We start from the raw sequence: 21,372 nt of genomic DNA, 5'->3' as shown, positions 1-21,372 counted from the left end.
TTGGAAAGGTCGGTAATCGCTTCAATGGCTTCAAGGCTTTTGCGTTCAGGCAACTGATCAAAATCAAGTTGAAAGGAGTTCCACCATGCGCGCCCCGTCCAGGCGGGTTGAAAGCGTGCTGTAATCTCTAGCCATTCAAGCCCTATCTCTATTGCCGCAAGGGAGCCACGTATCCTCTGCCATTGAAGCCCTTGATCAATCAAATCATAGAGGTTTGGAACATAAGGTGTCAGTTCACCAAGCCCGTATTCTTCAATCAACCACGGCAAGAAACGGGGAGGGCGTGTGATCAGTTTTGCGCGTGAAATCCCCAAAACAGAACCATCAATATCTTGATGAAAATCGCAAGCATCGGCAAGGCGCTTTTCAAATTCTGTCGCGTTTGTGGGAAGGAGGGAACCAACCATTAGCGGGCATACCCCTTAAAGTTTAAGGTGATTTTTCCAATCGATAAAATTTCTTCATCACACACCATACTGTCTTGTGTTGGGGTAATGGCAATGACTTTTTGGACACCAGAAATCATTAGTTTTGAAATCCACCACGATAAACTTAATTCACGACCAATGGCTTGTTCTTGTTGCCATGCTGTTCTTAAATTTGTTTTCATTGTTGTAAGAATTTTCAAAGATGTTTCTGGTAACAGCCAAACATCTGCTTCTAAATCCAGCACTTTTTTGACAGCAGCGTGAACAATGATTGTATCATTGGTCATGATGATATTTTTTCTGTGAAGAACTTCTGAGACTGTTTGTATGAGATCTTCAGATGCCGTTCCTTCTTCATTATTACCAAAAAGAGCAACATAGATGGTTGGGTCTTTGCCTTTACGGTAAACAATCGCATCCTTAACACGACTATCTGCTGTTAAGGCTATAAGCTTGTAATAGGGCTCTGTCCCGCTCCCATTACCACCACGGGCATGAAGCTCTATGCGTTCACGATATCTCTCGTCACTTTCCCCTTCCATGCGGGCAAGACCATGCCAGTTTCCCAAAGCGTCAAGAGATTCACCGGTTGCAAAATCAAGAATGTTGTTGCGTGCCGCTTCGTTAATACGCTGTCTTAAAAGCAACTCTCGATAGCTAAAAGCCTCTATGACTTTTACGGCTGGATCACTTTCCAAAAATGTATATTCGGGTAAAAGTTCTTTTAAATGGGCAAGAGCAGCAGCGCGTATTTCTTCAAAAGAAAGTTCTGTGATGATTTCGGGTTTTGCAAGCACTCCATTCATTTTATCAATAATCCTTCCATGGTAATGGGCTTGCCGGATGGCAAATAAATGCCTTCAAAGGACAAAGAAACTTGTCCAGCATCAACCATTTTAAAATCGATTTTTTTCAATTTAAAACGCGGTTCCCACTTGTCTAAAGCCTCAGCAACAGCAGCATAAAGGGCAACAGCAAAAGCATTATTAACCGGTGCATCAATGAGTTCAGCAACACGTGAACCATAATCACGCCGCATTACACGCGAACCAATCCGCGTTGACAAAATGTCAAGGATTGATTGGCGCAAATGATCAATTCCGGTTAATGGCTTTCCTGTTGTACGGTCCATTCCACTGTTCAATTGGGACCTCCTGTCATAGAACCACCAGAATAAACACCGCCATGAACATGGCTGTTTCCAATATTGGTGCCGTTATGCTTTAGTCCACTTGAATGAATGGAAACATTATTCCCAGAATGAAGAGAGAGACTATCATTCGAATTCAGTGAAATGCCACCACCTGCCTTCAAAGAGATGTTGCCTTTTGCGTTTAAATTTATATCGCTTTCTGAAACAATCTTTATGCCTTCCGGTGCGGTAAGCTCTAGCTTGCCCCCATCACCTTTTAGTGACACACCATCAGCGATTGTCAGGATAAATTTTCCGCCGGATTTGATGTGAATTCCATAAGTATTTTGTTCATCATCATATTCAAGGCTGGTGCCATCAGGGTATATCGTTCGGTGAATGCTGCCCTTATCGGCTGCTTGATTAGCATCGGTATGAAGTGAACCAACAATCACCCCTTGTGATAAATCTCCGGATGACGAGACAACAATCACTTGCTCTCCGATATCACGCCCTTCATAAGAGCGTGTTTTACCGGCGCGGGCTTGTGTGTCTGGAATCCAGTCACTGACAAGATTGCCACTTTTTACCCGATAGCGTGCGTTTTTATGGTCGACATGGCTAATTTTTCCCACCACAACCATATTGGCCACACGTCTCTTTAGATCTGTGATTTCTTTATCGCGTCGCTCTAACATGTCCACCTTCAATTTTATGGTATTTATCTTTATTTCTCACGCCTGTTTCTGGTTCAAAGCTTAAGAAAGGTTCAACGATTCTTGCTGTTACACTGCCGTCTTCTTCATCCATGTTGGGGATATTTGTCACATAAATGACTTCAAAGGTTAAAATTGCACCATGGAGCGCTAGGGCGCCATTATCACCAAAGGCAAAAGCAATATTTTGCAGGCGGCATGTCTCAACGGTATTGTTAAGATTGGGATTGGCATAGAAAATCTCTTCAATTTCCCATGCTAGTTGGTCAACAAAGCGTGCACCATCTTCACATGTCGCATAACATTCAACATCTAGCGTTAAAATACGCCGCCTTATTCCATAATCTTGCCCATCTTTAATCGTTTCACTTTGTGTTGAGATATTAATTACAGGCGTGTTCTCAACGGAAAAGTTGAAATCACGCATATTGAAAACATTGTCACCAGCTGCCGTCTTTGCTGCTTTGATCAACGCAACAAAGCTTTCCCTTATCGTTTCTCTCGGATGCATGGGCGCTCCTGTCCAATTAAGTGTATAAAATGATTGACTAGGATTAATAATGATACTATTATTGGTTATGAACAATAAAGTTGAAAAAATAATCAGCTTGATGAAAGCATCACCAAAGAACATTAAGTTTTCAGATTTGTTGGCTGTATGTGTCTATTTCTTTGGAGAACCACGGAACAATGGTACAAGTCATTTTGTTTTTAAAACCCCGTGGCTTGGTAACCCCCGTGTGAATATTCAAAAAGATTCTGGTAACAAAGCAAAAGCTTATCAAGTCAAACAAGTCTTACAAGCGATAGAAAGGATGAAACATGAACAATAATCATTATACATATCGTGTTTTGTGGTCGCAAGAAGATGAGGAATATGTCGGATTGTGTGCAGAATTCCCATCCCTTTCATGGTTAGATGCTCAAGCAGAGAAAGCTTTAAAAGGCATTATGGACCTTGTTTCAGAAGTTGTTGAGGACATGCAACATAATGGAGAAGAAGTTCCTGTGCCTTTGTCACATGGTAAATACAGTGGTAAGTTTCAATTAAGAATACCACCAGAACTCCATAGAAAACTTGCAATACAAGCCGCTGAAAATGGTGTGAGTTTAAACAGATACATTTCTTCTAAACTGTAATTTTCTCTTGATAAATATTCGTTTTTAACCACCTCCCCATTTTAAGAACAGGGAGGGGAGTTGTGTTTTTAAGTTAAGCAGCTTTTACAACAGGACTTTCCAAAGTAGGAGCATAAGCTTGCAATAACGGATTCATGCTATGCGGTAGTTCTGAAGTTCCAAAACCTGTAAGAACTGCTAGAATCTTTGTAATATTCGGCACTTCATCTTGAAGTTTTACAATCAAAGCTTTTTCTACCACCCCCATGATGTCAACCAGAGCACTACAATTTTTGTCATCTACATATTCACAATTTACAAACTGAAACAAGGTTATCCATAAATCGCATAGGAAGTTGGTATCTATCTTCTTCATTGTACACCTCCATGGATTTGTTCTCTCAAACATGCCAATCCTCTGGAGGTGATTTTTGTTGAAGGCAGTACCTTTTCTGTACCATCCGGTCTTTGAATGGTGATAGCAGGGCAATCCATGAATCCTTTCTTGATCTTGTCCTGATAAGGTAACAGAGGCGCCCCTGGAGCTCGTCGATACACCCAATCATGTTTACGCAAGTAATCGGTCAAATCCTTTGGTCGTACTTCCAACATCTTTGCTGCTTCAATAAGACCGAATAAACCATCAGAGCGTTTTAAACCTTCCAAAGCTTTTGCTTTTGGAGTCAATTCAGCAATAACATGATCTTTATGCTCAATTTGGCTTTGTAAGTGATTTAAAACACCAAGTAATGCTTCCGGTTTGGAGTAGTCAACTTGTGGTGTCACTACTTGTTTCAAAAGTCGTTCACATTTGATAAAGTATTGACGTGCTTCATGCCCTTTATCATTACGCTCTATCATCGAAAGATGTTTAGCCATGTCTAACGTAATGTGGTATTCTTTTACCTTTCCACCTCGGTAAAAATTTACCGCAGTTATAAAGTTTATATTTTCCTGAAATTTACATTCTTTAACGCGATTTTTAATCCAATTTCTAAATTCAGACTTTATTTCCAAAAACGCATGCAAATCACGCGCCTTAACAGTTTGAACAGTTTCCTGATCAATAACCCGTTCTTTAATTTCTATAAGAGTGTTCATAGTGAACTCCTTGGTAATAGACGTTTTTGATTGACACCCTTTAAAAAGTGCCGGGTGCTCAAAAACACGGTACCAAGTCCGTCGTTACGCTTTTCCCGCAAGGGTATTGTATAGCGTAACCACACCCGACAATATCATTATATGCGTGTAACATACAATGAGTCAAAGCCTTTAATGTGCGGAAAATAAACTATCTCGGTAGCTCGCCCGCTTGGTATTTAAGGTGTTTTTGAGGCACCTGATTCGATTATTCATACTCCTACTATAATGTCAAGCCACTTTCGATAATTTTTAAATTTTTGCTATTGGCAATTTGTAATTATTGTAAAAAAAGAGTTGATTTATACCTTAAGATAAAATATATTAAACTTATTAAGATTAATTATCCGTCCTTTGGAGTTCTATTTGATGCTTACATCCTTTGGTAAAACCTTACGGAAACTCCGTATTGATCATGCAGAACGCCTTTTAGATATGGCTAAAAAATTAGATATATCTGTAGCATTTTTATCTTCTGTTGAGATTGGCAAAAAATCTGTACCTGTTGGTATGGAAGAAAAGATCATAGAATTATACGATTTAGATCAAGATATGGCTTCTCTCTTAAGACAAGAGGCTGATGCTTGCCGCAAAAGTTTTACAATAAAGTCTTCTAATTCATCCACAGGTGAACTTGTTGGTATGTTTGCTAGAGTTATAGATAACATTTCTCCAGAAGATGTAGAAAAAATGAAAAAATTAATGAAACAGATAAAAGAAAAAAAAGGTAAGTAGAAGGTGAAGAAAAGTATTGATTACGAAGTTCCTCCTTATAGTTGGGAGAAAATTGGTTTTTTTACTGATTTACTTCGAAAAGAACTGAAATTGTTAGATTACCAAGCTTTCCCAGTTATGGATTTTGCTGAATACATTTTGCCTACTATGAGACCAGGATATTGTTTACATATCGCAGATGAGGAAGAACTTGGAAATGTGGGTGGTTTAACAGACCCGCAAGGCAAATTCATTGTTTTAAGAGAGGATATTTATAAAGATGCGTACGATGATAATGGTCGCGCAAGATTTACAGTTGCTCATGAACTTGGTCATCTTTTTTTACATACAAATTTACCTTTTCAACGCGTAGTCAATTCTCATGAAATACCTGTCTATCGCAGTGCAGAAAAACAAGCTAACCAATTTGCTGCTGAGCTTTTAATGCCACGTTCAGGAATGTCAAGATTTAAGACTCCAAGAGAGGTAGCTAATTTCTATGGAGTTTCATTACAAGCAGCAGAGATTAGGATAAATTACATGATGAATTATTTTAAATCACAACAATAATGGGTTTGAGCTGCAACTCAAACCCACAAAGAGTTTACGTCAGGCTTCGGTTAGCTGACGTAAAACCAGACAGGAAACAGAAAGATGCAACCTGCAACGACATGCGGAATTGTATCATTGTAAATGTTTCCTGTCTAGGTTCATCCACCGAAAAAGGAGTCTTTATGAGAAATAAAGACAAAAAAACGTACGTTTTTCGTACATGGCGTAGATGTCCTTATACAGGTCAAAAACTTTACGCAAAACACTATGGGCGAAAGGCTTGGCGTATTCCAATAAGTAGGTGAAACACAGAAGGGGATAATTTATTCCCCTTCTGCATCTCAGAAATGTAATCAAAACTGCTTGTTAGGTGGAGATTCGTTACGCAAGATAAGTTTATACATACCGGATTCTGAGGCTTGGACATCTGTGACAGTGAAGTGCTCTTGAGAAGAGGGCGCTTTGCTGTTTTCAGGGGAAATGATTACAACACTATCTTGAGGGTTTGGTGGTATTCCCCCGATGTCATTGATACAAAGATCAAGTTCCTTTCTTGGAATTGTGGTGGGGATTCTGCCACCGGCGTCCGATTCTGAATGCTTAATGCCGTAAATCGCTGTGATACGAAAAGATTGCTGGTTGTCTTTTCGCGTGTAGATGATGGGCTGCCTAAAAGTGTTGCGCACATCTTTAACCATTTGGTTTAGCAGCCCGTGCCATCGCATGTTATTTCGCTCCAATCACTGCTTTAAACAGCATTTCAGGGCGTGTACAGATGTAAAGCGGATAGCTATAGACCTCCGGTTTTACCCATGCATTACGGTCGTGGTCGACGATAAGCATGGTGTAGAGAGGTCTTCCAACCGTGTTGGCAAAATCCAAGCTTTCACCAGGAGCAAAGGTTTTTTGGAAGACACCAGGCGCATCAACAGGAAAGAATTGGCATTCATCAGGCTTAATGCCTATGGCGCGCTTTGTTCCAGCCTTCGCACTCACATTATAGTTGTGGATACTCCGGTAATTAATGAAAGTGACACCAGCAAAGTCAAAACTGCCAAAGCTCCCCGATCCAAGAGCGCTTGGTGTTGCAACACCTCCGGCGCTATTGAGTGTCTGTGCTAAGGCTGTGTTTAAATAGGTCTCACGAATTGTTTTATGGTTTTTCAACTTGGAAAAGAATTCATTTCCACAAAGCCCAATAATGCGTGAACGATCAGAAAACGCTCCCTTTGAAGCCTCAATCATCCTCATAATGACTTGATCAACATTGTCAGCAACATTGGTTGTCTCTGTATTCAGTTTAAAGTCAATGGGCTTTGGTGGTGTGATTTCCCATTCTTTGTACCAATCGACAATTACGGAACCATCAGCATCAAGGACAACACCTTGAACAGCGCCAAGCTGCATATTTTCCCATGTCAATTCGATTTCAGAAATCAGTTTCTTTTGTTTTCTGGCAATATATTTCATTGCTGTCTCTAACTGATCTTCTGCGCCAAATTCACGACGGTTTTGGATTTCTTCTGATTTCACCGTATCACTTTTGGCAATCCGTGTTGTTTTGAAAAACCGAAGATTACGAGCCTCTCTATCACCTTCTGTCAAAGGTGCGCCACGTTCACTGGTTTGAATAAGCGAAAATGTATTATCACGCCGTTCAATCCCAACCACTGTGGTACTGGTTTCAACTTCTTCAAAGAGATTAAGAGAACTTACAAGACCAGGTTGAAACTCATAGTTTTCGATGGCTTTCATCATTGTGATGCTTGAGAAAGCATCATGTTTAAAAAAATTCATATCCATGTGTGCATTCTCCTATCGCAATAGAATGTTGTTATGGTCTTCTAAAGACTGAATGGCTGCTTTCTTTTTCTCATCCGTGATGGCATCTGGCCATAGCAGTTCAGAAGCTTTTACAGTGCATAAGCGTGCTGTAATCACGGCACGTTGATCTGCTTCAGAGGCATCAACAGTGGCAAAAGAAATCCCCGCAGGGATTTGACTGCCATCTGATGCTGCTGGATTAAGGGGGACATAGTGTTCCGTTGTGGTTATCTTTCCCATGACAGTTCCCGCTTCAATGAATGCTCCTGATGCAAACACCACTTCTTCGTTTGACATATCGGGGTCGTAGGGTCCAAGATAAGCGCCATTGCGTACGTCGTCATAAATAATATTCGTCATTTCACTGCCCTCCAAGCTGCTTCCCATTTTGTATGAATCTTTGCCTTGCTCGTCCCATCACTATGAGGGGTATAAGGCGAGACTTTTAAAGACGCGCTTTGAGAGCTAGCAGCCGTCAACACACACTGGCGTGCTTTCTCGATACTCATACCTTTTTGAATAGCTTTTGCTGCGTCAAAAGAAACGCCTAAGTGCTTTGCTTGCCTTTCAAGGGTTGTTAGTGCTTTTGCGCGCTTTCTTTCTTTTTCAAGAGCAGCTTTTATGTTTTCCTGCTTGTTTTCATTGTCCTCATTGTCTTCGTCCTCTTCGTCCTCTTCGTCTTCTTCATCGTCGAAGTCTTCGGCGTTTTTGTCGATGTCGCTATCGTCTTCGTCCTCTTCCTCGTCATTGATGATGTCGACAATCTTTTCGTCATCATCTTCTTCAGCGCGGTATTGTGTGCGTGCCATGTGTTTTGTCCTTCTTTTTCTGTTGATGTTGGGTTTTGTGATATGGAATCCGTTAAGGCTTCCAAAGCTTGCGCAAGGGTGCCTTGCGCATCTGCTAATCCAAGCGTGATCGCTTGGGTGCCTATAAAAGTTTCTGCTTTTGTGTCACGAATTGCAGCAGCATTTAAGCGTCTGTTTTGCGCCACCAAATCGACAAACATCTCGTAGAGCAGGGCGCAATCGGCTTGCATTTTTATCTGTGCTGTATCGCTCAAGGGTTCGTGAGGGTTGCCATGGGTTTTGTGATCACCTTCAAAGACAAAGGTCCATTTATGCCCGTGTTTTTCATCTGCACGGGACTGGTCAAGATGAGCACAAACAACCCCAATCGAGCCTACAACACCCGTGCGAGCAACCCATATTTGAGAAGCAGAACAAGCAATGGCATAAGCCGCTGAACAAGCAAACTCATTGGCATGTGCCCAAATGGGCTTGTCGTATTGTTTTGAGAGTGTTTGAAACTCTTCAACCAAATCAAAGACACCACCGGCTTCTCCACCGCCGCTGTCAATATCAAGTAAGACAGCACGAACATCAGGTTGTGCAATGGCTTCACGAAAAGAAGCGCTTAAACCTTCATAAGAGGTTAGCCCCGATAAAGCCCCAAGCCATGCACCACGGCGCACAAGCGTGCCATGAACCGGTATTATGGCAACATTGTTTTGTACTACATAAGTTTCAGGGGGTCTTAAAGCTTCCGTATCCCCTTGTCCAAATGCCCTAGGGGCAAACTTTTCTCCCTCAAAAAGACGCGGTGCAAGAGCATTCAAAATGACATCAAGTTTTGTCGAGGCAAGCATATGTGGAACCCCAAAAAGCCGTGATGCCAAGAACGGCATATCAAGATTATTCACCATTTTTATGTGCCTCACTGCCTTGGTTACTTTCATAAGTCTCAGAAGGTTCTGAATCTGCTGTATCAATCGCTTGATTTTCACCAGAAGGCGCTGCCATATCCGTGTCAAAAGATAAGCCGCGCGCACGAGCGTCTGTGTGCTCTTCTTCAAGTTCGGCATGAATGCTGTCGATATCAAAGCCGCGCTCGGCAAGTGCCATGCGTCGTGTTTTCAAGCCTGCACGAATTTCTTCTTTTTCCGCTGAGATATCCTTGTTTGGATCAATCATTTCAAGCGGGGGTGCAAAGCTTTCACATTGAAGCCATGGCAAGGAATTTTCTTCCCACCTTGGCAAATTGACGCATCCAGCAAGCACTGCCATTTCAACAAAACGCTCCCAAACAATGCGGTTAAACTGAAAGGCAATAATATGTTCACGCCATTGTTTGACGTGCCGTCTAAACTGAATGATGGAGGTGCGTACATTTGAAAAATTCCCCCGCGTAACGTCTCCAGTCACAACGGCATAAGGCATATTAAGTGCTGCACAAATTTTCAAGATATTGCGAAATTGAAAAGCCTCATAAGAGCCACCAACCTCAACAGGATTTGAGAATGTAACTTCTTTATTCTCTCCTAAATAAAGAGATGCACCGGGCGCAATGACAGGTGCTTTGTATTCTTCTTCAACGTTGTTTTTATCACGATTATCGGATAATTTTTCGACGTTTGGTGAATTGTCCTTGACAAACGCCGCGAAAAGAGCCGCCGTCCTTTTTCTATCGAGTTCTGCGTCGTCATAGGATTCGAGTTGAAAGATCTTTGTCATACAGCGCGTTATTTTGGGAGAACCGCGCAATTGTCCTGCGATACGGCGCTCTTTGATGTGCAGGATCATTTCAGCGGGGACACGCACGCGCTCTTGGCTCTCAAATGCCATATTTGCAGGGACATCATCATAGGGGTGATGTTCCCAGAAATGATAAGCAACGCGCTTGCCACTGGCATTAAATTCAATTCCCATACGAATGTAATTGCCTTCAATCTCAGCCGGTCCATTGTAGGAAAGGTCCAACATTTCCGTGGGATAAACTTGTAATTGAAGCGGTACACTAGAGCGTCCGTAGAGATCAACATAATGCAATCTTACAAAGCACTCTCCGGTTAAAAAGACCTCTCGTGCAATGGTTGCTTGCAGCCCATAAAAGCTGGTATCTTCATCATAATCTGCTTCATCAACCCATTGCCACCATAAGTCTAAAAGCTTTTTCTTTTCTTCTTGAAAGCCTTCAATACGAGGATAAGGTTTAATCCCATCACTTACAGCCGCAGAGACCCATTCCTCCGTTGCAGAACCATAAAGAGCTTCATTGTCATAAAGCCATCTTGAACGGGCAACAATGGTATCACCGCATTCTTCAATCGCTTTATTGATATGTTTTTTTGCGGGGTCAAAACCACCCATACGGCGGCTTTTGCTTGCCGCTTCAAAATGGGGATTGTGTTGACGAGAAATTGTAAAAAAGCCCGTGAGTTTATTGAAAAAACCAGCCATTAATAGCCTCGTGATATATTAAAATAGAAAACGCGTGAACGCTTGCGTCCTTCAAGGTTGGCTATTTGTGTGTTCAGCATCTCAAGCGCTCTGCGCAGTTCCTCAACAGAACGGTTGCTGACTTGCTTATCGCCATGGCGCACCGATTGTGCTCCCGAATAAAGAGCTTCTTCAATTTGTTCACGCCGCTTTTTTAAACTTTCCAGTCTGTCAGTTTTGCTGTTTACTTGGTTCAAGTCTGTATCCATAAATTACCTCCAATCCCCTTGCATATAAGGATTCATCACCGTTCTGGATTGTTTCCTTTGAGGTTGTGCTGTCTGAGATCTTCTTGGAGAAGGAGAGGGCACATGTTCTGATGTTGGCTGCTCTAAAGAGCCTTCAATTTTAAGTTTTTCCAGACGCTCTTCTAAGATATCGACTTCTCGATTAAGGTTTATTCCTGCCGAAATCAGACCTTGTAAAGCAGCATAAGCATAGACCCTACAGTCCAAGGCTTCGTTTCTTGCCTTTTCACTTTTTTGCCATTCAATACGCTTGAAGCCTTTAAAATATTTGATGACTTTTCTTTCAGCGGTCAGTTGGTCAAAATATTCCCGATCAAGGTTTTTGTGAAAGTGTGTTGCACCAGCACCCGATGCTTCAGGACCGGATTTTTTAAACCGTGCCGTGATAATATCTTTTGCTGCATCAACCCCAACAATATAGAGATTAATCTGTCCTTTGTTGTTTCTACTTGGACGGCGTGGCCATACCGCACGCCATCCCGCTTGCCCCTTAATTCCCCAGATACGTCGTCCCTCACGGGGGGGGCGCACGTAATTATAAACCGCTTGTGTGTGTCCACCACCGGTATCAATACAAGCAGCCGTTATCTTGATGCCGTCTTTGTAACCTAGATGCGGCCAGCGTTTTGTAAGGTATTCATCCAGCTGGTCCCATACTTCAAAAGAAGAGGGATCACCAAGGATAACTTGATAATCAATATGCCAACTTTCTTCACTGCGTCCCCATCCAACCACTTCAAGTTCTAAGCGGTCATTTTGCACATCAATACCCGCTGTCAACAACACGGCTTGTTCTGGTGCAAGGGGATAATCTTCGCGTTTTGCATAGAGGCTATCTGGGTCAACAACTTCGCCTGTTCTGTCCTCCCATGGCTCTCCAAGCACTGTATTGACAAAAGGCTGTAGAAGAGCTGGATCATCCTTGGCATTTAAAAACTCTCTTGCGCATTCCCCCCAAGTAAGCCAAGGGGAATAGAGTGCCGAAATATGATAAGAACGCAAATTGGGTCTGCTTGATTCACTGGTTGGTACCCAACATGCTCCTCGTTCTTCACACATGAGATCTGTTTTTCTGTGCTCGGCATGTTCATGGCCACAATGGGCACAAACAAACACAGCTTTTTCGGGGGCGCCTTTTGGCCACTTAATTTGTGACCAAACAATGGGCTGTAGAACACCACATGCATCACAAGGCACGTTGTAATATCGCTGGTCTCCTAGCACAAAATCCTTGGCAATACGGCTTGTGTCACGGTGGGTGGGTGTGGACAATTTAAAGATCTTTCGTTGTACAAAGGTTGAGGTACGCTTTTCAGCGATCATCACCGGATCACCTTCGTTATCCACACTGAGAGGATAACCATCCACTTCATCTAAAATCAGATAACGAATAGGCATGGAACGCAAACCAGCAGCACTGTTTGCCCCTGTAAGCATCAGTGCACCACCATCAAACTCTTTCGAAAACATTGTATTACCACTGTCGCGTGCCCGCGCTGGGGCAATGCGTTCGCTTAAAGCAGGGCTTGCCATAATCATAGGATCAAGCCGCGTCTTTGAAAGCTTTTTGGCTGTCTCAACCGTTGGCATCACATAAAGAGCAGGTCCTGGACTATAATGAATAGCATAACCGCAGAAATTTAATCCTGCCTCTGACATGCCAACTTGCGCCCCTTTCATGACAATAGTTGTTTCAATTGGCACGTAGGAGGAAAGGTTATCCATGATTTCGCGCAAATAGGGGGTCCGCTTTGTTCTCCACAATCCAGGTTCAGCACTTGCTACCGTGCTAAGGTATCTATTCTTATCCGCCCATTGCGAAACCGTGTACGGTGGGTCCGGTTGTCTTGCATTATTGGCATGGGCGAAAAATTCTGTAACAGCATTCTCATCCATTATTCGTTTCTTGCAAGTTCTCTAACTCTGGAGAATGAGGATCATGAAAAGGCACTGGAATATTAACCGCCTCAAGTAAAGCGGTTCTCATAGTGTAATCAATAGCACCAATAAGGCTGGCAGCATCACATCCAACTTGTGCAGCAATGCTTGCACCAAATCGATGAGGAAAATTCAACATGGCGTCACGGTGCGCTCTTCCAAACTCACGTGCTGCTCTCTTGACTTCTTCACGATCAACGGTTGTTTCGCGTAAGCGTTCAAGAGCAATCTTCTCGCTTTCAAGGGCAACTTGCATTCGCTCCAGTTTTATCTTGTATTCATTAGCGCCCTCTGTGGAGGCTTGTTTGATCTTTGTCCGCGGTTGACCATCAGGCGCTAAAAATGGAGCAGGGCGCTTTGTTGGATTCTCATTCCAGATGCTTGTGGCAAGGGCTTCATTGACAGAACCATCTTCAAAAAGAGCCGCATCAAATTTACCTGTCTTTATCCGAGAAACCACCGCATTATGTGAAACCCCCATCTTCTTCGCAAACGCACGAACCGATAGACCCTTACGATTCTTCTTATCCATAGTTTTTCCATTTTGAATGGTATATACGAATTATTGTACACTTTAATTATTGACAAGGTTTTATTTTTCGTGTACATAAAATATATGAAGATAGTGTGGGATGAACCAAAAAGAGCTTTAAACATTGTTAAACATAAGCTTGATTTTGCTGATGTTATTTACTTTGACTGGGAACATGCTCTTATTGATGCAACACATTCAAACCGCATGAAGGCTATTGGACATTTTGCGAATGGCACAACAGTTATTGTTTTTGCAAAGCTTGGCAATGAAGCGATATCCATTATCAGTTTTCGTCAAGCGAATAAAAAAGAAAGAGAGGTTTTCAATGACTATCAAAAAAACCTTTAAAACAGGATGTGGCTACACAAAAGAAGATTGGGACGCTGTGGATTCCCCATCACTAACAGATGAAGAACTTGCACGCTTAAAGCCAGCTAAAGACGTTTTACCAGCCTCCTTTTTTAAGTATGTAACAGAAGAGCGCCGTAAACGTGGGCGTCCACCCGTTGAATCTCCTAAACAAGCGGTTACTCTCCGTCTCGACCCAAATGTTATTGCCTCTTTTAAAAAACAAGGAAAAGATTGGCGAACACGTATGGGTGAAGTCTTAAAAAAAGCAAGTGGCAGCTAAACCAACCACCTCCCCATTGTTGATAACGGGGAGGAGAGATGTGTCTTAATCTAAGCAGCTTTTACGACAGATCTTTCTAAGACTTGTTTTGCTTCTTTGATTAAAGCTTTATAATGTTTGCTTTCTTCTACCAATGTAAAGGCTTTGACAAGATGCATATGGAGAGGTCCATAAATGTAAACAGCCTTTTTAGTTGGAGACATTTTATCCCAATCTTTTGGGAAAGCAAAACGTATATCATCACAATAATCAACAGATTGACTTTTTAGTTTCTTCTCACACTCAATAAAGTAACGGCGTGCTTGACGTCCTTTCTCGTTACGTTCAACCATGGAAAGCTCTTTTGCCATGTCTAGGGTGAGATGATATTCTTTACTTATAACATTTTTACGTTTCCCAATTTTGGGAAGCGTTAAAATATAGTCCTTTCCCTCTTCAAATGCATACTGATTAATGCGGTTCGTAATCCAAGTAGCAAAACGTTTTCCTATTGCCAAAAATGTATGTAACTCACGCGCATTCACTGTCTGAACGATATCACCATCAATCGTAGTCTGATGTAAGTCAATTAAATATTGTGCCATGATTTGGCTCCTATGTGCTTAAAGGTTTTCTATTGACACTCTAAAAGATGCCGGGTGCTAGAAAACACGGCACATAGCCCGTCGTTATGCTTTCCCCACAAGGGTATTGTATAGCATAACTACACCCGACAAAGTTATTATATGCGCCTAACATACAATGAGTCAAAGTCTTTAATGTGCGGAAGACTGATTATTTCGGCAACCAATCCGCTATGTGTTTAAGGTGTTTTCTAGGCACCTGATTCGAAAATAGACATTGACGCAACAATGTCAAGAATAAACATAATTTTTATCTAAAAATAATCGCATACTGTACAGTGTACATATTGAAATCATTATTTATCAATGAGTTAAATGTACAATGTACAGTCAATTTGAAAATTCTGTCGCTAGCGATAGTTCGCGCTCGTCCGCCCCGCAACGAAGCCAACCCGCTGGGAAGTACCTTTTGCATTGATTTTATTGTATTTTTTCTGGAAAAAGCGAAGCATTATCGATAATCTTCTTTAAATTAATATCCTCCCCACTCTGAAAGCAGGGAAGATGAGATCATATTTTAAATCTAAGCGGCTTTCGTAACAGATTTTGCTAGAACCTGTTTTGCTTCCTTAATGAGAGCTTTGTATTTTCTGTTTTCTTCATCTACTCTGAAGGCATCAAGAAGACGAACATGAATTGGACCCAGAAGATACAAAACTTTTTCACCAGCGTTCATACCTTCCCAATAACTTGGCAAATCAAAGCGTGTATCATGGTCATAATCAACAGATTGGCTTTTTAGTTTCTTCTCACACTCAATAAAATAACGGCGTGCTTGACGTCCTTTCTCATTGCGTTCAACCATTGAGAGCTCTTTCGCCATGTCTAATGTGATGTGATATTCTGTACTTGGACGACCGCCTTGGAGGTTTTCGCCAAAATTGGTGAAAACTATATAATCCTGATTTTTGAGAAAGCTGTATTTGTTAATACGGTCTTTAATCCAATTGGAAAAGTCTCGTTTTACTTCCAAAAACACATGTAATTCACGCGCATTAACGGTTTGAATAATTTCTTGTCCAACAGCTTGTTCTGATATTTTAATTAGAGTGTTCATCTTATTAGTCCTTTGTTTTATAAGTTAAAGTATCCAGGGCTAAAACAACCGAACTAATACAGCCCTTCGTATCTTTAGGTTACCCTTGGACATACACACGAAGACCCTGGACAAAAATTCTTATGATGGGCAACAGATCTTTCGGGATACTGTTGAACCGATTAGTTACGAGGTGTTTTAAGCCTGCCAATCAGACTATAGCTGTTCACAGAAACTGTCAATTATTTTTTGAAAAATCCTAAAAGTATTGACACTCCACAAAGAATGCCGGGTGCTAGAAAACACGGTGCATAGTCCGTCGTCACGCTTTTCCCATAAAGGGTATTGTATAGCGTAACTACACCCGACAGATCTATTATACGCATGTAGCATATAATGAGTCAAAGCCTTTAGTATGCGGAAAATAAACTGTTTCGGCAATCTATCCGCTATGCATCTAAGGTGTTTTCTAGGCACCTAATTTAACGATATACGTTTTCCGTGAATCTTGTCAAGAAAGAAAATCTCAGTGTATAGCAAACATAGCTTGAGAACATGATCTAGCCTTTCTTATTAGCAGCGTATTCTTGACGAGAAAGTTGTCTCTGTATATTTTTGGTTAATCTTTCATTGGCTTCTTTTACAATAGCACTTGCAATTTTTGGCTTGGACATTACCCCAGCAATTGAGGGTCCTTTTTGTTTTGCAATGGGGAATTGATCTCCATCGGCTCTTTGAAACACATTCCCATTCAGCTTTTTTAATTCAACGCGCTTTGGAAAACTCCCACCTTTGATAAAAGCATGGGGTAAGATTTCTTTCTTTCCAAACAGTGTGTAAGTTACGCCGCGTTTTGTTTCGTTTACTTTAAAAAATTTAAGAGGTATCGGTGTTCCAGAACCAATGATATCTGTCTCAAGAAACCTTGCTGTTGCCTTTTCTTTAATATAAACACCTCTTCTTATACGCTTTATTTGGGCTGATGAGATGTCTGCAACTTGCTTTTCAGTAAAGCGTTCAACTTGTTTTGCTGCAGTGTTTAGAGCATTACGCAGAGCCCAATTAAGGCGTGGTGCTTGAAGACTGGTGAAGGTATCCTTCACCTGTTGAAGATACCATTTTTGGTGGATGATTAACTTCAACTTCTAAGCCTTTTTTGGGGTAGGTGTTGATGACTTAGAAGCTTTAGATGCTTTTGGCTGTTCGAGTGGAATTTCCTCTGTCACTGGTTCAGACGATGTTTGTACGGCTTCTTGTTCTATCTGTTTAATTTGTTCAATTGCCTTATCTGTTTTTGCTGTTGTCTTGACGTCAACAAAAAGTTTTGCAGCATTGGCGCGCTTGAGACGTGCGTAGACTTGATTAGAAACTTCAACAAATGGATTATTGGGTGTTGATGGTTCAAAGCGAACAGTGCTTTTATTGTCTCCAACAACACACATTGGCTTAGTGATGACAGCTTTCATCATTGCTCCTTTTGCGTCATAATTAATGACATCATTAGTCAATTATTGATTTTTGTTATTTGAAAAATAGATTAGTCAGAATTACCCAGAAAACAGGGCTTTCTAGCCACGTTTCAAGATCACATTTTGCTGAATTTTTGGGGATATTTTTGAATTTTAGACACAACACGACTAGTGCAGTACCCTCACTAAATACGATTTTTTACACTATGTCAACAAAAAAATCATGATCTTGTATTTTTTTACCTAAATATGGTGTTTTAAAAGATGTCCTTTATTTTCCTTTAATGCAACATTTATGTTGTATTGAAACATTTTAGATGTTATATTATTATAATGAATAGTCAAGAATTGAAAAGATATCTTATAAAGCATGGTTGCAGTTTTACTTCAGGGAAGGGAGGGCATTTGCTTGTAAAGCGTGGTTCTAAAAAGTCCGTTTTACCTATGCATGGTACGCGAAAAGAATTAGGAACAGGATTAGTCCAGAAGATTCTTAAAGATCTTGACCTAAAATAAGCCAGGATATGGAGGTGTAAATGAAATATGCAATCAAATTTATCAAAGATGACAATGATACTCTTCTAGTCGTCTCTAAAGACTTTCAGGAATTTATTACTTATGGTAACGATGAAAAAGAAGCTTTGGAACAGGCTAAAAATGCACTTTTAACAGTCATTATGGGGCGTTTTCAAGATCGTGAACCTATTCCCTTTGGACATCGTGATATTGCCTATCCTTTTGTTGAAGTATCTTCATTGGTAACTTTAAAAATTGCAATACATAACGCTATGATTGAAAAAAACTTACGCAAAGCTGATCTCGTACGTCTTTTAAAACTTCATCCAATACAAATTGACCGATTGTTGGATTTAAACCACGCAACCAAATTAGATGCCTTAGAATCTACTCTCATTGCTCTTGGAAAAGAGGTTGCCATTAATATCCAAGACGCCGCTTGAAAACTACCGGTTTTGCGTAAAATGTTTATAAAGCGCATTAAGAGCAATGCGCAATGAAAGCACAAGGTGTGGTAGTGATTGATCTTCTATGACAAGATACTGTAATGCAGCATGAAGGTTATATTGACGGTGTAAATATTGAGCTTCTTGAACAACATTTTTTACAGCTAAAAGATGTTCTGTTGCTATCTGTACCCATTTCTCTCTTGCTCCGTTATCAGAAGTTGTAGGCATTTCATCATAAATTGCATTAGGCAATCCTTTTGCACATAGGTAATTGTTTTTCACTTCAAGATATTTTTGCGCAGCATCATATTGGTCTTGATTTATTTCGCCTTGCAAATAAAGCCGCCCAATATAGGTACCGGAAAGCGGATTTTTAGCCTCTTCTATGGTCAAGCCAAAGCGTTTGGCACGCATTTCAATTGCCAATTTATCCATGGGTTCATGCGGTGTTTTTGCTCGTGAGATGCGTCCATTTGGTTCTCTGATACATCCTTTAATCCGAGGACGACCGCGTTTTGCACGTTTTTTTCTTTTTGTCATATTTTTTTTCAATCAGAATGGGACGCTATCGTTAAGAGCCGTTCTATAATCTTGAGCACCTGAAGCGATAGCATAATTTTGAGAAGTAATAGGTGAAGGGGTAGGGGATGCCGATTGATCTTTCTTTGCATCAAGCAAATACAATTCACCTTTGAATTGTGGTAAAACAATCTCTGTTGTGTAACGGTCATGCCCATTTTTATCTTGCCATTTGCGTGTTTGTAATTTTCCTTCTACGTAAACTTTTGAACCTTTGTTTAGATACTGAAGTGCAATTTTTGCCAAATGTGGATTAAAAATCACAACTGAATGCCATTCAGTTTTTTCTACTTTTTGATGAGTATTTTTATCCGTATAGCTTTCAGAAGTTGCCATACGAAAATTGACTACTTCTGTTCCAGAATTCATTGTTTTGCTTTCGGGATCAGCACCAAGGCGCCCGATTAACGTCACTTTATTTAGCATATTTGTAGCCCCATTAGATTTGCAATTTATACATGAAAAATCTTAGCATAATTTGCATATTTATTCAATTATTTCAGTTTATTAATAACAGTTTTTTAAGTATTACATTATAATATTATTTGACAAATTATTCATCAAAAAAACATGTCACACAAATGGCATGGCTTTCTTATTTCTGCTTTTAACTTTTCAATAAATATCCTTTCATTAAGAGTCTGTATCAAACTTTTTTGTTCGATTTATTGTTGACTATCGAACCTTTTTGTGCGATATTCATTTTATGAAAAAAGGGGGAGGCTAAATGAAACGAGAAGCACTGCTTAGAGAATTACGTAAAGAAGCCAGAAAAAGAGGCATTCATTACAGTGAAGCTCCTGATGCAGGCAAAGGGTCACATTATTTGGTAACTTTTGGAGACAAGACAACCGTTATAAAATCTGGTGAATTGACCCCACTTTACGTGAAAATAATAAAAAAGCAGTTGGGGGTATGAGTTACTCTCTCAACGGCTTTAATTTTTCGTTTCAAAAGCATTTTGATCATGGCGAGGAGACCTAAACATGGAATACACGTATCAAGCAAAACTGGAATCTGATCCAGATGGTGGTTTTATTGTAACCTTTCCAGATGTACCAGAAGCAATAACAGCTGGAGAAAATAGAGCAGAGGCATTAGAGAATGCTGTTGAAGCTTTAGGGTTAGCATTACGGAGCTATCCTATGCGTGGTTTGCCTTTACCAATGCGACAACAGTATAAAGACCTTGTAGAGGTTACGGTAGATGCGTGGAATGCTCTTAAGCTCGCAGTGGTAGAAGCCTTTAATGAAGCGAATATCACAAAAACAGAATTGGCACATCGTTTGGGTAAAAAAGAAACAGAAGCAAGACGCATTCTTGATCCAAATTATCCAACTAAGCTTCAAACACTAGAGCAAGCACTGAGTGTTCTTGGCAAGCAAGTCGTTATTACAATCAAAAACGCGGCTTAACTTCCTCCCCACTTTTAAAATGGGGAGTTATGTTTTTAAATCTAAGCAGCTTTTACGACAGATCTTGCTAGAACCTGTTTTGCTTCTTTAATAAGGGCTTTGTATTTTCTGTTCTCTTCATCTACTCTGAAAGCATCAAGAAGACGCATATGAATTGGACCAAGAAGATACAAAACTTTTTCACCAGCGTTCATTCCCTCCCAATAGCTTGGCAAATCAAAACGGGTATCACGATCATAATCAACAGATTGGTTTCTCAGTTTCTTCTCACACTCAATAAAGTAACGACGTGCTTGACGTCCTTTCTCATTGCGTTCAACCATTGAGAGCTCTTTTGCCATGTCTAGAGTGAGATGATATTCTATTGCTGTAACAGCTCTAGATTTTGCGCTTCCCAATTTTGGGAACCGCAAATCTTGTGTTTTTATGAAATCTTTACCTTCTTCAAATGTATATTGATTAATACGATCTGTAATCCAAGTAGCGAAACGTTTTCCTATTTCCATGAATGCGTGTAACTCACGCGCATTGACCGTTTGCACAATTTCTTGTCCAATTATTTGTTCTGATATTTTTATAAGAGTGTTCATGATGAACTCCTAGATGTTAAAGTTTTTGATTGACACTCAATAGAGAGTGCCGGGTGCTCAAAAACACGGCATCTAGTCCGTCGTTATGCCTTTCCCAAAAGAGTATTGTATAGCATAACCACACCCGACAAGACCTTTATATGCCACGGCATATAATGAGTCAAAATCTTTAATGTTCAGAAGATTGATTATTTCGGCAACCAATCCGCTAGATGTTTTAAGGTGTTTTTGAGGCACCTGATTCGATTATTCATATTGCTGTAATAATGTCAAGCGGCTTCCGATAGTTTTTTATGCTCTTGTTGATTTCATCTATGAACGTTGAGAAGAGACAACGTAATCTGAACAGTTTTATAAAATCGGAATTTTACTATAGCTTTTTAACTGAGCACTGTAGTGTGTAAATAGATATGTTTATTAAACTGCGTGTACGTAACATA

General features: G+C 40.5%; 33 protein-coding genes. 10 read left to right on the top strand and 23 right to left on the bottom strand.

The features are described from left to right. From ACFILY_RS08270 to ACFILY_RS08250, 5 genes are all read right to left on the bottom strand, one after another. A partial coding sequence (locus ACFILY_RS08270; protein WP_375673307.1) for a phage tail protein occupies positions 1–407 on the bottom strand: 407 nt, incomplete at its 3' end. Beyond that, positions 407–1,234: a baseplate J/gp47 family protein gene (locus ACFILY_RS08265; RefSeq protein ID WP_375631763.1), complete on the bottom strand. Its 828-nt coding sequence runs from the start codon at positions 1,232–1,234 to the stop codon at positions 407–409. The genes ACFILY_RS08265 and ACFILY_RS08270, both read right to left, overlap by 1 nt. Then, positions 1,231–1,572, bottom strand: a complete 342-nt coding sequence (locus ACFILY_RS08260) for a GPW/gp25 family protein (protein ID WP_004856773.1) — start codon at positions 1,570–1,572, stop codon at positions 1,231–1,233. The genes ACFILY_RS08265 and ACFILY_RS08260 overlap by 4 nt, the downstream gene beginning before the upstream one ends. After that, positions 1,569–2,258 carry a phage baseplate assembly protein V gene (locus tag ACFILY_RS08255; RefSeq protein WP_375637809.1) on the bottom strand — a complete coding sequence of 230 codons (690 nt, stop codon included), beginning with the start codon at positions 2,256–2,258 and terminating at the stop codon, positions 1,569–1,571. Before ACFILY_RS08255 ends, ACFILY_RS08260 begins: the two co-directional genes overlap by 4 nt. Then, a complete protein-coding gene (locus ACFILY_RS08250) occupies positions 2,239–2,787 on the bottom strand; it encodes a hypothetical protein (protein WP_375637810.1) in 549 nt (182 codons plus the stop codon). The genes ACFILY_RS08255 and ACFILY_RS08250 overlap by 20 nt, the downstream gene beginning before the upstream one ends. A 49-nt stretch (positions 2,788–2,836) precedes the next feature. Between ACFILY_RS08250 and ACFILY_RS08245 the strand changes: the two genes are divergently transcribed. Together ACFILY_RS08245 and ACFILY_RS08240 are read left to right on the top strand one after the other, a co-directional pair. Next, positions 2,837–3,109: a toxin HicA gene (locus tag ACFILY_RS08245; protein WP_375637811.1), complete on the top strand. Its 273-nt coding sequence runs from the start codon at positions 2,837–2,839 to the stop codon at positions 3,107–3,109. Further along, positions 3,099–3,416, top strand: coding sequence for a type II toxin-antitoxin system HicB family antitoxin (locus ACFILY_RS08240; protein ID WP_004856761.1), 318 nt, complete (start codon positions 3,099–3,101; stop codon positions 3,414–3,416). The genes ACFILY_RS08245 and ACFILY_RS08240 overlap by 11 nt, the downstream gene beginning before the upstream one ends. 73 nt (positions 3,417–3,489) lie before the next feature. On the opposite strand, the gene ACFILY_RS08235 is transcribed toward ACFILY_RS08240, so the two are convergent. Both ACFILY_RS08235 and ACFILY_RS08230 read right to left on the bottom strand, forming a co-directional pair. Further along, complete coding sequence (locus ACFILY_RS08235) at positions 3,490–3,771, bottom strand: hypothetical protein (RefSeq protein WP_375637812.1); 282 nt, start codon at positions 3,769–3,771, stop codon at positions 3,490–3,492. Next, a complete protein-coding gene (locus ACFILY_RS08230) occupies positions 3,768–4,496 on the bottom strand; it encodes an antA/AntB antirepressor family protein (RefSeq protein ID WP_375637813.1) in 729 nt (242 codons plus the stop codon). Before ACFILY_RS08230 ends, ACFILY_RS08235 begins: the two co-directional genes overlap by 4 nt. A gap of 408 nt (positions 4,497–4,904) precedes the next feature. Between ACFILY_RS08230 and ACFILY_RS08225 the strand changes: the two genes are divergently transcribed. Both ACFILY_RS08225 and ACFILY_RS08220 read left to right on the top strand, forming a co-directional pair. Beyond that, on the top strand, positions 4,905–5,270 hold the full coding sequence (locus ACFILY_RS08225; RefSeq protein WP_375627498.1) for a helix-turn-helix domain-containing protein: 366 nt from the start codon (positions 4,905–4,907) through the stop codon (positions 5,268–5,270). A 3-nt stretch (positions 5,271–5,273) separates the two neighbouring features. Continuing rightward, positions 5,274–5,819: an ImmA/IrrE family metallo-endopeptidase gene (locus tag ACFILY_RS08220; RefSeq protein ID WP_375637814.1), complete on the top strand. Its 546-nt coding sequence runs from the start codon at positions 5,274–5,276 to the stop codon at positions 5,817–5,819. Positions 5,820–6,154: 335 nt separating this feature from the next. Here the strand turns inward: ACFILY_RS08220 and ACFILY_RS08215 are convergent, their stop codons facing one another. The 9 genes from ACFILY_RS08215 to ACFILY_RS08175 all read right to left on the bottom strand — a co-directional run bounded on the left by ACFILY_RS08215 (position 6,155) and on the right by ACFILY_RS08175 (position 13,621). Continuing rightward, a complete protein-coding gene (locus ACFILY_RS08215) occupies positions 6,155–6,526 on the bottom strand; it encodes a hypothetical protein (protein ID WP_375637815.1) in 372 nt (123 codons plus the stop codon). Between the two features lies 1 nt (position 6,527). Beyond that, the gene (locus ACFILY_RS08210) at positions 6,528–7,604 is read right to left on the bottom strand and encodes a major capsid protein (protein WP_375637816.1); all 1,077 of its coding nucleotides are present in this window, start codon (positions 7,602–7,604) and stop codon (positions 6,528–6,530) included. 12 nt (positions 7,605–7,616) lie between these two features. Next, complete coding sequence (locus ACFILY_RS08205) at positions 7,617–7,985, bottom strand: head decoration protein (protein ID WP_375637817.1); 369 nt, start codon at positions 7,983–7,985, stop codon at positions 7,617–7,619. Continuing rightward, positions 7,982–8,134 (bottom strand): hypothetical protein, encoded by a 153-nt coding sequence (locus ACFILY_RS08200; RefSeq protein WP_273790320.1) that lies wholly within the window; start codon positions 8,132–8,134, stop codon positions 7,982–7,984. Before ACFILY_RS08200 ends, ACFILY_RS08205 begins: the two co-directional genes overlap by 4 nt. A 110-nt stretch (positions 8,135–8,244) precedes the next feature. Beyond that, positions 8,245–9,330: a S49 family peptidase gene (locus ACFILY_RS08195; RefSeq protein WP_375637818.1), complete on the bottom strand. Its 1,086-nt coding sequence runs from the start codon at positions 9,328–9,330 to the stop codon at positions 8,245–8,247. Continuing rightward, positions 9,320–10,864, bottom strand: coding sequence for a phage portal protein (locus ACFILY_RS08190; RefSeq protein WP_375637819.1), 1,545 nt, complete (start codon positions 10,862–10,864; stop codon positions 9,320–9,322). Before ACFILY_RS08190 ends, ACFILY_RS08195 begins: the two co-directional genes overlap by 11 nt. Then, on the bottom strand, positions 10,864–11,112 hold the full coding sequence (locus ACFILY_RS08185; protein ID WP_273724442.1) for a phage head-tail joining protein: 249 nt from the start codon (positions 11,110–11,112) through the stop codon (positions 10,864–10,866). Before ACFILY_RS08185 ends, ACFILY_RS08190 begins: the two co-directional genes overlap by 1 nt. 3 nt (positions 11,113–11,115) lie before the next feature. After that, on the bottom strand, positions 11,116–13,047 hold the full coding sequence (locus ACFILY_RS08180) for a phage terminase large subunit family protein (RefSeq protein ID WP_375637820.1): 1,932 nt from the start codon (positions 13,045–13,047) through the stop codon (positions 11,116–11,118). Further along, the gene (locus ACFILY_RS08175; protein WP_375637821.1) at positions 13,040–13,621 is read right to left on the bottom strand and encodes a hypothetical protein; all 582 of its coding nucleotides are present in this window, start codon (positions 13,619–13,621) and stop codon (positions 13,040–13,042) included. The genes ACFILY_RS08180 and ACFILY_RS08175 overlap by 8 nt, the downstream gene beginning before the upstream one ends. A gap of 84 nt (positions 13,622–13,705) precedes the next feature. Between ACFILY_RS08175 and ACFILY_RS08170 the strand changes: the two genes are divergently transcribed. After that, entirely contained in the window at positions 13,706–13,972 is a 267-nt protein-coding gene (locus ACFILY_RS08170; RefSeq protein WP_273790325.1) for a BrnT family toxin, read from the top strand. Continuing rightward, positions 13,950–14,255: a BrnA antitoxin family protein gene (locus tag ACFILY_RS08165; RefSeq protein WP_375637822.1), complete on the top strand. Its 306-nt coding sequence runs from the start codon at positions 13,950–13,952 to the stop codon at positions 14,253–14,255. The genes ACFILY_RS08170 and ACFILY_RS08165 overlap by 23 nt, the downstream gene beginning before the upstream one ends. 50 nt (positions 14,256–14,305) lie before the next feature. Here ACFILY_RS08165 and ACFILY_RS08160 read toward each other — a convergent pair whose 3' ends face one another. From ACFILY_RS08160 to ACFILY_RS08145, 4 genes are all read right to left on the bottom strand, one after another. Then, complete coding sequence (locus ACFILY_RS08160; RefSeq protein WP_375637823.1) at positions 14,306–14,839, bottom strand: antA/AntB antirepressor family protein; 534 nt, start codon at positions 14,837–14,839, stop codon at positions 14,306–14,308. Positions 14,840–15,401: 562 nt separating this feature from the next. Then, on the bottom strand, positions 15,402–15,935 hold the full coding sequence (locus ACFILY_RS08155) for an antA/AntB antirepressor family protein (RefSeq protein ID WP_375631621.1): 534 nt from the start codon (positions 15,933–15,935) through the stop codon (positions 15,402–15,404). A gap of 539 nt (positions 15,936–16,474) precedes the next feature. Continuing rightward, positions 16,475–17,056 carry a hypothetical protein gene (locus tag ACFILY_RS08150; protein ID WP_375631619.1) on the bottom strand — a complete coding sequence of 194 codons (582 nt, stop codon included), beginning with the start codon at positions 17,054–17,056 and terminating at the stop codon, positions 16,475–16,477. Between the two features lie 3 nt (positions 17,057–17,059). Further along, positions 17,060–17,380: a hypothetical protein gene (locus ACFILY_RS08145; protein ID WP_375631617.1), complete on the bottom strand. Its 321-nt coding sequence runs from the start codon at positions 17,378–17,380 to the stop codon at positions 17,060–17,062. 336 nt (positions 17,381–17,716) lie between these two features. On the opposite strand from ACFILY_RS08145, the gene ACFILY_RS08140 reads away from it, so the two are divergent. Together ACFILY_RS08140 and ACFILY_RS08135 are read left to right on the top strand one after the other, a co-directional pair. Further along, on the top strand, positions 17,717–17,899 hold the full coding sequence (locus ACFILY_RS08140; RefSeq protein ID WP_006589116.1) for a type II toxin-antitoxin system HicA family toxin: 183 nt from the start codon (positions 17,717–17,719) through the stop codon (positions 17,897–17,899). 20 nt (positions 17,900–17,919) lie between these two features. Further along, the gene (locus ACFILY_RS08135) at positions 17,920–18,342 is read left to right on the top strand and encodes a type II toxin-antitoxin system HicB family antitoxin (RefSeq protein WP_375613904.1); all 423 of its coding nucleotides are present in this window, start codon (positions 17,920–17,922) and stop codon (positions 18,340–18,342) included. Between the two features lie 3 nt (positions 18,343–18,345). Here the strand turns inward: ACFILY_RS08135 and ACFILY_RS08130 are convergent, their stop codons facing one another. Then, entirely contained in the window at positions 18,346–18,888 is a 543-nt protein-coding gene (locus ACFILY_RS08130; protein ID WP_375631615.1) for a hypothetical protein, read from the bottom strand. A 12-nt stretch (positions 18,889–18,900) separates the two neighbouring features. Further along, on the bottom strand, positions 18,901–19,353 hold the full coding sequence (gene ssb / locus ACFILY_RS08125; RefSeq protein ID WP_375631613.1) for a single-stranded DNA-binding protein: 453 nt from the start codon (positions 19,351–19,353) through the stop codon (positions 18,901–18,903). Positions 19,354–19,654: 301 nt separating this feature from the next. On the opposite strand from ssb, the gene ACFILY_RS08120 reads away from it, so the two are divergent. Together ACFILY_RS08120 and ACFILY_RS08115 are read left to right on the top strand one after the other, a co-directional pair. Beyond that, positions 19,655–19,846 (top strand): hypothetical protein, encoded by a 192-nt coding sequence (locus ACFILY_RS08120; RefSeq protein WP_004859817.1) that lies wholly within the window; start codon positions 19,655–19,657, stop codon positions 19,844–19,846. Between the two features lie 67 nt (positions 19,847–19,913). After that, positions 19,914–20,342, top strand: coding sequence for a type II toxin-antitoxin system HicB family antitoxin (locus ACFILY_RS08115; RefSeq protein ID WP_006589119.1), 429 nt, complete (start codon positions 19,914–19,916; stop codon positions 20,340–20,342). 41 nt (positions 20,343–20,383) lie between these two features. Here ACFILY_RS08115 and ACFILY_RS08110 read toward each other — a convergent pair whose 3' ends face one another. Further along, entirely contained in the window at positions 20,384–20,932 is a 549-nt protein-coding gene (locus ACFILY_RS08110; RefSeq protein WP_375631611.1) for an antA/AntB antirepressor family protein, read from the bottom strand. Between the last annotated feature and the right edge of the window lie 440 nt (positions 20,933–21,372).

Source organism: Bartonella sp. CL25QHWL (genome assembly GCF_042195335.1).
Lineage (GTDB): Bacteria > Pseudomonadota > Alphaproteobacteria > Rhizobiales > Rhizobiaceae > Bartonella.
This window is presented reverse-complemented; position numbering and strand designations above follow the sequence as displayed.